Raw genomic sequence first — 9,237 nt, 5'->3', positions numbered from 1 at the left:
CCTGTGGTGCAGGTGATAGCTTGTATGACACAGAGACTGCTAGCTGCCTTCAAGGCGTTTAGTCGTCTCGTGTATGTGGTCGGAGATGCCTTTGACCAACGCATCACAAATTTTGGTTGCTAGAAACTCAAGATCATCGCCCCAGTTCATTTTATACCACCTGCGTACGATCTCTTTCCCTTCAATATCATACGCTTCCCAATCGGTGTATGGGTGCTGTGTTACTACTTCGAAGACGTAGCACTGATTGAGACTCGGAGCGCAACTCAATACCAATTGGAGTTGCTGGAGAGAGCGAAACTTAGGTGATAAAGTTAGCTTTAGCTGGGCTCGTTCCAATGTGCAGTTCAGATGCAAGGTGAAGTGCTCCTCCCAATCGTCATTGAAAGAAGCCATCAGGCCCATCATTGCGGTCTCCCAAGGAAGCTTTTTCTTTCTTTTTCGCTTCGCCTCCGCGGTCACGAGGTTGTCATGGCGATCTTCCCGAGAAAGAACCCGGATCATGAACTCCCTAGCTGTAGGCTCTTCGAAATCAGAATGCTCCGCAGTCACGGCCTCAAAGAACTCTGAGAACTCACACTGATCGAACTTCTCTAGCACGCCGTCAAACAGCTTGCTTGCAAATTCGCTTGCCTTCTCGGGGCTGCCCATCTGCTGTTCTGCAAGATGAAGCAGCTGTGCTGGCGTTTGTGCCCCTATGCCCGCTAAGTCCCCATCGACTTCGTCGCTTTCATCCTCTGAGTTGATGTTTTCTTCGCCGTTTGGCCATCGGGACTTGAGGATCTCGCGAAATTTCACAAGTCTTCTCGCATCATCCACCAACACCTCGCGACCTGTCCCTTGGTTGACAAAAAATGGGGTTTGGTCTTCGTTTCCAATGAAGTCGTCTCTAAGCGCATTCTTGATATCGGTGTAGTAAACTACGCCCGTCGTTTTGCGGACGCTTGCTTCAAGAAACGCTCGGGTAAACGCGCTAAGACTTTCACCACCAAGCGACGTCTGGTTGTCTAGAGATGAGGAGAATTGAAGCACATTTCGGAAGCCGTCTTTTGTAACTAGCGGAACAGGAGGGGCACCCTTGATCAGAGGAGCCCCCGAGAAACACGCATCTATTACCGAGATGAAGACTTCTGGCCCGGAAGCCCTAAACAGATCCGATAGGTCACTGTGAGACACACCGGTCTCATTTGGCCGATGCCCATCAAACGTCTTTCCGCACAAGTAAAGCTCGGCCCCAATATAGCTTCCGTGGCCTGAGAAATAGAAGAAAACCTCATCGTGCTGGCCGTTGGGCGATAACGCATTGCGCACAGCTTCTCGCATTTGATCTGCATCTAGGTCCACATGCAAGTTTACAGTATCGAAGCGCCCAGTCGCCTCTAGAAGTGCCTGAAAGGCAGCAACGTCTTCTCTGCAGCATGGCAGTGGACTTTCTTGGAGATAGTTCGCATTCCCAATCAAAATAGCTGTTGAAGCCACAAGATACTCCCGAAGAAACTGATCTGAGTAATGGCTCTGAGTAGTCGCGAAAATTCGGCATATTTGCAAGCTGTTAGAAGGGGCTGCCTCTAGCTTCGGGTGGCAGCTCCGCTGCGTTTGTTCGAGAGATTACTCATCTTGGTGCAGTGCGCCCCAACCGCAATTAGATGGGGGCATCTTTGAACTCGTCAGTCGGAACGAGAAGCAAGAATACCATCAGTGCGAAGCTCGCTGGCGGCACCAGAACCAGCAGGAACCACCATTGATTTACTCCAGTGTCTCGGGTTCGGCGAACACCGAAGGCAAGTAGAACCGCTGCAACCATGCCCATCGCTAGGTAGGCAAAGAGACTGAAACCATCGGCAGGATCCTCCAATGTCAGAGCAAAGAGGAAGAGGAGAAGAACGCCTGTTACTGCCTGAATGATCAGATATTCTTTGCGGGAAACCCGGCCTGAGGAGCTGAACACATAGCTCAACATCGGCCCCAGCTTGCTTCCCGTCTCCTTCAGGACATCCGAGCCAACCTGTGAAAGCTCCTGAGAGCCAGCCTGTGCCTGCAGGGCAGCTGCTTCAGCCGCCTTACCAACCTTCTTCAAGTCGAAGGCTTGAGGGATCCAGAAGAACAACAGACCAGCCGCGCCGATCAGCAGAAGCACGCCAGCGGAGACGCCAGCGGCTTCGGCTAACACCGTCATCGGCTGAAACATGGCGAACCAGAACCATCCGGCACACCCGGCCAGACCCGCCCAAAATATGATCCTAAAAGTGCTTTCCATGAGCTTCCTCGTTCGATGATGGATGGAGCCGAAAATCTGCCCAGTTTCCCGTCTCTTTGCGCCGCGTAGTTTTGAAGCGCCCCGCAAATGAGACTCATAGTCTGTAGATTATAAGTCTACAAGGCTGCTCTCTCCGAGCATGGCAATACGCAGGCTAGTCGGACGAAATCTGAAGCGTTTCAGGGAGGAAGCAGGGTTCTCGCAGGAGGCTCTGGCCTTTGAGTGCGGCCTGCATCGAACCTATGTCAGCGGCGTTGAGCGAGGTGTGAGAAATCCGACAATCGTGGTGCTGGAAAAGCTGGCGGAGCCTTTGGGTATACCTTCTTGGAGGCTCTTGATGCCTGAGGACGAGCAGGCTTAGGTCGCTGCCATACGCAGAAAACGGGCTTTGCAAAGTCGTACGTTGATAGGCAACTGTGCCGGACCAAGTCGACTTTCACTGCGCGCGCAGCCTGGGCAGGACCGAGTGTCTCCTGTGCGCAGGAAGCGGCCTTCGATAGGTCGTGTGAATGGTGTGATCCGGACATTCGACTGTCTTGCCGATGTTGCTGGGCAATTCGAGATTTAGGCGTCAATGCTGGATTTCGCGCGCACTTCAAGGTTGAAGCTCCCAACGGCATGAGTCATGTAGAGGCACGAGGTTTCCCCTCGCAAACGCGCTGTCGTAACTGCGGCGTAAGAGCAAATGTCTGCACAAGAAACGTGCGCCCCCAGTTGACCTTGAGCCATGGGGTGATTGGAGGGGGGACCTCGTGCACAGCCTGTTCTATCTCTTTGGAGGCACGAGTCGAGCGAAAATCCCGGGCGAGCTGTCATCCAGAAGTGAACTGCTCAAGTACCTCGGCGTTTCACCAGAAGAACTTAAAAAAATCTGGTGGTTTCGCGGTCGAATGTACTCGCATTTCGACATCTCAAAGAGGTCGGGAAAGAGCCGTACAATTAGCGCTCCTGATTATCGCTTAAAGATGCTGCAGCAAAAGCTCGCTCGTAGCCTTTCCGGTTTGTACAGTCCTAGAAACCCGGTTCATGGTTTTGTTCCGGATCGCTCGGTTAGGACAAATGCTGAGACGCACCTCCGGCGCCGGTTCATCCTCAACATCGACATACAGAACTTCTTTCCATCGATCACTGAGGCACGTGTCCAGGGCCTGCTTACAAGCATTGGCGTGGACACAAACGTGGCAGAGATTGTTGCCCGTATCTGTTCGAATAATGGTTGTTTACCGCAGGGCGCGCCTTCTAGTCCTGTGCTCTCCAACATGATCTGCTTCCGGCTCGACAAATCTTTGATGCGCTTTTCTAAAGAGCATCGACTACTCTACACGCGTTATGCAGACGATATAACGCTTTCGAGTTTTCAGCCTCCGACTTCACTGTTTGAAGGAGAAAGGCCCGCCCCCGGTAGGCTCTCACCAGAAAAATTGCATGCCGAACTGCGAATGATCTTTCAAAACAACGGGTTTGAGCTGAATCCTGAGAAAATTCATTTTGCTGATAGAAACTCGCGCAGGATAGTCACTGGGATTAAGGTCAATGAAGGTCTCAACGTGGACCGAAGGTATGTCCGCAACGTCCGTTCCGCGTTGTTCAAAGTTGAACGGTCTGGCCTAGCCGCTGCTCAGACAGAGTTGAAGTCGCGCTTTGGAAAGTCCTGCAAAATTCAATCGCACCTTCAGGGTAAAATTTCATGGGTTGGCTTTGTGAAGGGGCAGTCTGACCCAGTTTTTCGTGGCATGGCTAAGCGCTACAATGCTTGTTTCCCAGCGAACCCAATCAAGGTCCATCCAACTCGAGCTGAAATTGTGGACCGGGCGATATGGGTAGTGGAAACCGAATTCGACAATGGAACCGCGTTCTTTTTAGACGGTGTCGGACTAGTGACTGCTGCCCATTGCGTCGACGGTGCATCAAAAATCGATATTTTCCACCCCCTGAGAACTTCCAATAGATTCAAGGTAACGATTAAGAATATTTGCACGCATCGGGACCTTGCGATTCTCGAACATTCAGTTGCGTCGACGGAATATTTCGAGTTGGGATCATTCACAGGTTCTCCGACCATCGGAGCAAACACTCGAGCTGCGGGCTTCCCAACCTACGGTCCGGGTGACCAACTCAATGTTAGGCAGGGCAGTATTAGCTCTCTGACCACCAAGAGTGCTGTGCCTTTGATCGAGGTGTCTCAAATGCTCGGACAAGGGATGTCTGGTGGTCCTTTAATGACCGAAGATGACTCCGTATTGGGCATCATCCACAAAGGTGGCCCGGTAGCCTATGTTGCAAAAGATGGTAGCGTTTCTCCTCAACGGCAGCTTGCAGTTGCGATTTCCGAACTGAGCGCTTGGGTTGCGACCCTCCCTTAACTTGGCAAATGCAGCGAGTAAGCTCCACACACTGATATGCAAATTGACCATGCCCGCTTAGGGCTGGGAGTGGTCTCGTGCGCCTACAGCACCGTGGTCAGGCAGAGATGGCGGCAATGGGTTCGTAGTCCGATATCGCCGTACAGTGCTTGAAGGGCAGCTATCCGGCATGCCTTCTCTGATCACCGGATTACTGGTCTGCCTTGCTACCATCACCCGGTCAGTAATGTGCGAACGTGCCGGGTAATTACGTGAGATTTTGCAGCGACCCAGCAAGCAGAAAGAAAAGTGCAGGCCGTCTGGCGTCCTTAAGCCCAGACTAGAAAGGCCCACCGCCATCCTGAGGACAGAGGTGGGCCAAAGTTTAGTTAGCCAGATTGTGCGGCAAAGGGCTTCAGTTTCCCTTCAGCTATCAGCTTTGCATCCGAGCCACGGTGTAGTGGCGATCATCAGCGGGGATGAACACCGTGGTCTCGGTTCGATCTGCATGTTCGAGGTCAGCCAGACTCACGCCTGAGCGAGTCTCGAATTCCTCGAACTGTTCAGCCCCATTTTCGATAGCGTCCAGAAAGTACGCGCGGCTACCGTCGACGGAGATGATTTCGAATGCTGCATCAAGTTGAGTGGTCATGAAATTTCCTCTCTTTGGTCCCGTAGCGATTGCCTTGGTGAGCGGATCACGAAGACAGACGGTGAAATCCAAGATCGGCACGGGCTCCTTGTTATTATTATCGTTGATCCTCCAAGCATGGAGGGAGACCTTCCTGGCGTTAGCGCTATCCGGTTGCAAGCGGTTTATGGTTGGTCGCTGGTTTTGGCTGTGAAGAAAAAAGTAAAGTGGAAGCCCCGGCCAGCGCGCAGCCAGCCGGGGTGTCTCTATGGTATCTTTCGGGTCAGAACGTACTCCGCCAGCCACCGCCAGTAGTCTTCAGCGCCAGCGAAGCCCTGTGATCGAGCCGCCAAATCTTCAGCCGCCCTACGAGAAAGACCGCCATCGTATTCAGCGATAGCGGCCCTCTCCTCGAAGTCTTCAATGTTGGGTGGTCTCATCCCGGCACTGGCAACCGAATCTGGTCCACAATAGACCGCTTTTGCTCGTCACTGATCCCTGCGGAATATATCCCGTAGGTGATCCCGTTCTCTGACCGAGCTGACTTATGGCCGACCAGAGACGCCGTGAAATGCTCCGGGACACCGGTTCGCTCGCACTGGGTGATGAACCACTTCCGAGTAGAGTGGAACACCAGCCCTGGACGCTCCAGTCGTAACCGTCGACGGGCCTTGGCAAACGCCTTAGTGATCTGATTGACGGTCAAGTTGGGGAACAGCGGGCCGAACTCAGGTAGCTCTCTGAAAAGGCCCTGCAGCACTGGGTGCACTGGAACCAGTCGCTCCGCAGCATCCGTTTTCAGCAGCCGCAGCTCATTTGGTCGAACCCAAGCAAAGGTTCCGAGGTTGCCCTTCGACACCAGATCTTTCCGCAACAGGCCAACCGCTTCCCCGGCGCGCATCCCTGACAGTAGGCAGGTCAGAAACACAGGATGCAGATCACCGCTTCGGTCAGCCAGCAACCGCCGCACTTCCTCGTCAGTCGGCACTGCATAGGGTCGAGGTCGAACCTTTTGATCGAACAGTACTGACTTAAACGGATTGGCTTCCAGAGCGCCCTCGTAGACGCACCAGTCGAGGAAATGGTTCACCTGCGACCAGATACGCTTCTGGGTCCGCACAGTTATCTTGGCCGCGCAGTTCTCCGAGAAAGACAGCAAACCGTCCAGGCTTAACCCTCTCGTTGACGCCGACTTGCCGACCAGCGGGGACAACTTGGCGATCAAACCAAGAAACTCCCTCCCTTCGTCCCGCCCAAGGCTGCAAAGCGACCGTTGACCATAGCGGCTAGCGAATAGCTCCACCGAGTACCTCACCGATTTGAACCCGCCATGGCGAAGCTGGCTGCTCCGGTGCCTCAGGTAAGACTCGGCGCGGTCACCGATCAGGATCTTTTGCTTCGCGGCCAACCGATTGAAGTCAGGACGGTCAAGGACTGTTCCAGAGTCTGCCAGAGAGGCCCGCAGACGGTCGAGAGCACCTTCTGGATTAGCGGCCCATGCCGGGGCGGTTCTGCTGCTCCTTGGGGCACTCAGTGCTTCCTCTGCAAGTGAACGAACCTCTGCCACCTGCGTTTCATAACGGGCATTGAGTTCCGCTGCTCGGACGCGGGCGGTAGCGGCGTCTCGTGTCTTCAGCGACTGTTTCAGGGCTTGCTGACCAAGGGCCAGAGCCACGTCTTTCGGGTAATGGCGTCGATAGAGCCACGTGTGACCCTTCAAGTACGCATACTTGATCTGAGCAGACATTGTGTCTCCTCCTTCTAGTTTTGAGTTTTTGGGAAAAGGGCGTCAGTCGCCCTCGTAGACCCTCAGGATCAGGTCGAAGTCCGGCTCGCCGTATTCGCCTTCCAGTGGTCCGTTCAGTGAGTAGCCGCCCACACAGTCGTCGAAGACTTCAGTGATCCGGAACAGATGCTCCGGCCAGTCTTCGGACCCGCGGATGACCACGATGTCGTCGGGTTGCAGCTCGCCCATCAATCGATCCTGGCGAACAGGACGATGATGATCTTGCCGATGACGATTTCGCCGCTGCTGGATCGTCGCGCTTTGATCGGCTTGGCTGCTAGCAGGTACTTCGCAAGTATATGAGACAGCATGATAAACCTCCGTAGTTGCTATCGATTTAGATACGGAGGGGTGCTCAGTTTGCTCTTGGCCTGTTGATAGCTCCCGGGTGACTTGATCTGGGTGCCAAACTTCCCGTAAAAGGTGATTGCAGGGAATAGCTAGAAACAGTTTTTTATGCCGGATATTCAACTCGCGACAGTGTTGCTCGGTGCCGTTGGCTTCAACGAAGGCAATGTGAATGACACTTATAGAGGCCAGGTTCTGACGTCCGATGGGGCGACAAGGTTAAGCATTATTAAAGACTTGGATATAACTCAGCTCTGCAATGAGTTGCTTGCGTATACCTTGGCGCGTGAAGTTAAGCTCCCTGTACCCGATTGCTATATCGGGCTAGTGCGGCCAGGGGACCTCAGCTTGAGGCATAGCCCAGTTCTCAGTGATGGGAGCCGACTCGTGTTCGTGAGCGCCGATGTTAAAGTTCCCAACCTAACATTTCGCCTGCAGACCGCGAACCTGCCAGAACGACTGTCTCTTATCAACCAAGTGATGAATTGGGATGATCTTGGCCGTTTGTATGCGTACGATGCTTGGATCGCCAACACCGACCGACATCCTGGTAATATCCTGTTTGGGAATAAGAATGAATGCTGGATGATTGACCACGGGCACAGCTTCACTGGTCCCTCGTGGAAGCCTGAGCACCTTAATCCAGATGCAAGCTACCGTCACCGCTTGTCCGAATGGCTGACCAGCCTACTTTCCGTGGATCAAAAGAAGGAACGTGCAGCAGAAGCCAGGAAGTTTGGCGCGACGATTGGAGCCTGCGACATTGCTGCAGCTTCATCCAAAAGCCGCATCGTGGAATTGCTGCCTAAAGAATACCTGGATGCTCTGAAAGACTTTCTTGAGAGTAGAGCTGCTATGGTCCCTCAACACTCCAGTAGAGCGCTCGGCGTGCCGGTGATGGTTTGATGGAAATTAACCTAGACTCCAGCCAGTTCCCAGCTTGGAACACTAAGCTTCAAGCGACGTGGGCCCCCATAATGTTGTCACCAATCATGGGCGGCTATGAGCGCCTTGTGGTCGGTGTTGCCGTCGTGAACAGTGAAGGCTTTCATGTCGAGCCAGCCAATGCCGTTGACCGCTTGCATTGCTTTTATGGGGATGACGCTTTTGCGACCATCAGTGCTATTGAGATAGCCATTGATCATTTGAGGAACGAACTCGCTCTGCGTTCGGTAGAAGCGCTGACAGATCCCAATCACGTAATCAGTGGTGTCCATGTTGGTGAGTTGCGAACAGCTGAAGGTGATAGCCTCCAAGCCATAGGTAAGAGCTGGATGGCCGTTCTATCATCCCTTTATCAAGAGCAGGTAGAGGCGTCCAAGATAGTTGCTTCCAATGCAAATGTAGCGGACCCCCAAGAAAGTAGCGGAGATCGACTGCCGTTTTTAGTTTGCGACTACGTCAAAGCGCAAAGAGCCGGCTACGCTGGTTTTTTTAGCAGCGACCTTAGAGAAGGGAAGCAGAGGCGTAAGAAGGGTAGCAGTCACAAGGTTATTATTGATTTCTCAGGATCAAAACTTGTTGCGAATTTCGGGACGTTGAAAGCAGGTGCCCTTACGGCCTCCGTAAACATTGTAAAACGGCGCCTCTGGGACCTGAAAGTTGAACGCGACCGAGACCCGAATAGCGTACTTGATCGAAAACATGAGATGATACTGCAGCGTCCCCACGCGGATGATCCTCAGCTTTCAGAGAAGCAACAGGAAAACTTGAACGAGGCCTTCGAGGAGCTTGAACACCAAGCGGACCAGGAAGAATTGCGCTTGAGAGCTTTAAATACCGTGGTCGAGATCGGAGACCATGTGTTGAAGCTTGAAGCAGCCTGAAGAGTTTTTCCCCAACCACACCACCACAGCACGCCACCATCGGGTCA

10 protein-coding genes are annotated in these 9,237 nt (G+C 53.2%); 4 read left to right on the top strand and 6 right to left on the bottom strand.

All coding sequences use genetic code 11. The features are described 5' to 3' along the window. Positions 1-39: 39 nt before the first annotated feature. Positions 40-1,479 (bottom strand): caspase family protein, encoded by a 1,440-nt coding sequence (locus L1069_RS22955; protein WP_237457190.1) that lies wholly within the window; start codon positions 1,477-1,479, stop codon positions 40-42. Between the two features lie 163 nt (positions 1,480-1,642). Next, positions 1,643-2,257, bottom strand: coding sequence for a DUF805 domain-containing protein (locus L1069_RS22950; protein ID WP_237457189.1), 615 nt, complete (start codon positions 2,255-2,257; stop codon positions 1,643-1,645). Positions 2,258-2,396: 139 nt separating this feature from the next. Between L1069_RS22950 and L1069_RS22945 the strand changes: the two genes are divergently transcribed. Beyond that, positions 2,397-2,618 (top strand): helix-turn-helix transcriptional regulator, encoded by a 222-nt coding sequence (locus L1069_RS22945; protein ID WP_237457188.1) that lies wholly within the window; start codon positions 2,397-2,399, stop codon positions 2,616-2,618. Positions 2,619-3,009: 391 nt separating this feature from the next. Further along, positions 3,010-4,620 carry a reverse transcriptase domain-containing protein gene (locus tag L1069_RS22940; RefSeq protein WP_237457187.1) on the top strand — a complete coding sequence of 537 codons (1,611 nt, stop codon included), beginning with the start codon at positions 3,010-3,012 and terminating at the stop codon, positions 4,618-4,620. 412 nt (positions 4,621-5,032) lie between these two features. Here L1069_RS22940 and L1069_RS22935 read toward each other — a convergent pair whose 3' ends face one another. From L1069_RS22935 to L1069_RS24225, 4 genes are all read right to left on the bottom strand, one after another. Then, on the bottom strand, positions 5,033-5,251 hold the full coding sequence (locus tag L1069_RS22935; protein WP_237457186.1) for a hypothetical protein: 219 nt from the start codon (positions 5,249-5,251) through the stop codon (positions 5,033-5,035). Positions 5,252-5,666: 415 nt separating this feature from the next. Beyond that, positions 5,667-6,977 (bottom strand): DUF6538 domain-containing protein, encoded by a 1,311-nt coding sequence (locus tag L1069_RS22930; protein ID WP_237457185.1) that lies wholly within the window; start codon positions 6,975-6,977, stop codon positions 5,667-5,669. A 42-nt stretch (positions 6,978-7,019) separates the two neighbouring features. Then, entirely contained in the window at positions 7,020-7,205 is a 186-nt protein-coding gene (locus tag L1069_RS22925; RefSeq protein ID WP_237457184.1) for a hypothetical protein, read from the bottom strand. After that, positions 7,205-7,327 (bottom strand): hypothetical protein, encoded by a 123-nt coding sequence (locus L1069_RS24225; RefSeq protein ID WP_275423102.1) that lies wholly within the window; start codon positions 7,325-7,327, stop codon positions 7,205-7,207. The genes L1069_RS22925 and L1069_RS24225 overlap by 1 nt, the downstream gene beginning before the upstream one ends. Positions 7,328-7,472: 145 nt before the next feature. Between L1069_RS24225 and L1069_RS22920 the strand changes: the two genes are divergently transcribed. Together L1069_RS22920 and L1069_RS22915 are read left to right on the top strand one after the other, a co-directional pair. Next, a complete protein-coding gene (locus tag L1069_RS22920; protein ID WP_237457183.1) occupies positions 7,473-8,270 on the top strand; it encodes a phosphatidylinositol 4-kinase in 798 nt (265 codons plus the stop codon). After that, entirely contained in the window at positions 8,270-9,190 is a 921-nt protein-coding gene (locus L1069_RS22915) for a hypothetical protein (protein WP_237457182.1), read from the top strand. Before L1069_RS22920 ends, L1069_RS22915 begins: the two co-directional genes overlap by 1 nt. Positions 9,191-9,237 lie beyond the last annotated feature (47 nt).

Origin of the sequence: Leisingera sp. MMG026 (assembly GCF_021654205.1) — a bacterium.
GTDB lineage: Bacteria > Pseudomonadota > Alphaproteobacteria > Rhodobacterales > Rhodobacteraceae > Leisingera.
Note: the sequence above shows the minus strand (reverse complement) of the source record. Positions and strands in the feature narration are given on the sequence as shown.